Annotated in this window: 1 rRNA gene; it reads right to left on the bottom strand. The window is 50.3% G+C overall.

Features of this window, described 5'->3' with window-relative positions:
• Window positions 1-1161: ribosomal RNA gene (locus tag ACM6G4_RS18655) — 23S ribosomal RNA — on the bottom strand; the annotation flags it as partial.
• Window positions 1162-1254 lie beyond the last annotated feature (93 nt).

Below are 1254 nucleotides of genomic sequence, written 5' to 3'. Positions count from 1 at the left end.
TGATACCCGTAGCTTCGGTGTATGGTTTGAGCCCCGTTACATCTTCCGCGCAGGCCGACTCGACTAGTGAGCTATTACGCTTTCTTTAAAGGGTGGCTGCTTCTAAGCCAACCTCCTAGCTGTCTAAGCCTTCCCACATCGTTTCCCACTTAACCATAACTTTGGGACCTTAGCTGACGGTCTGGGTTGTTTCCCTTTTCACGACGGACGTTAGCACCCGCCGTGTGTCTCCCATGCTCGGCACTTGTAGGTATTCGGAGTTTGCATCGGTTTGGTAAGTCGGGATGACCCCCTAGCCGAAACAGTGCTCTACCCCCTACAGTGATACATGAGGCGCTACCTAAATAGCTTTCGAGGAGAACCAGCTATCTCCGAGCTTGATTAGCCTTTCACTCCGATCCACAGGTCATCCGCTAACTTTTCAACGGTAGTCGGTTCGGTCCTCCAGTCAGTGTTACCTAACCTTCAACCTGCCCATGGATAGATCGCCCGGTTTCGGGTCTATTCCCAGCGACTAGACGCCCTATTAAGACTCGCTTTCGCTACGCCTCCCCTATTCGGTTAAGCTCGCCACTGAAAATAAGTCGCTGACCCATTATACAAAAGGTACGCAGTCACCCAACAAAGTGGGCTCCCACTGCTTGTACGCATACGGTTTCAGGATCTATTTCACTCCCCTCTCCGGGGTTCTTTTCGCCTTTCCCTCACGGTACTAGTTCACTATCGGTCAGTCAGTAGTATTTAGCCTTGGAGGATGGTCCCCCCATATTCAGACAAAGTTTCTCGTGCTCCGTCCTACTCGATTTCATGACCAAGAGATTTTCGCGTACAGGGCTATCACCCACTATGGCCGCACTTTCCAGAGCGTTCCGCTAATCTCAAAGCCACTTAAGGGCTAGTCCCCGTTCGCTCGCCACTACTAAGGGAATCTCGGTTGATTTCTTTTCCTCAGGGTACTTAGATGTTTCAGTTCCCCTGGTTCGCCTCTTGCACCTATGTATTCAGTACAAGATAACCATCTTATGATGGCTGGGTTCCCCCATTCAGACATCTCCGGATCAAAGTCTGTTTGCCGACTCCCCGAAGCTTTTCGCAGGCTACCACGTCTTTCATCGCCTCTGACTGCCAAGGCATCCACCGTATGCGCTTCTTCACTTGACCATATAACCCCAAGCAATCTGGTTATACTATGAAGACGACATTCGCCGAAAATTCGATTGAGCTCCTAAGAGCAACTCACAAATTTTACCTTAG

The organism is Pseudomonas sp. IT-P258, assembly GCF_949767825.1.
Classification (GTDB): Bacteria; Pseudomonadota; Gammaproteobacteria; order Pseudomonadales; family Pseudomonadaceae; genus Aquipseudomonas; species Aquipseudomonas monachiensis.
The sequence above is the reverse complement of the archived record's forward strand: the minus strand, read 5'-3'. Positions and strand labels throughout refer to the sequence as shown.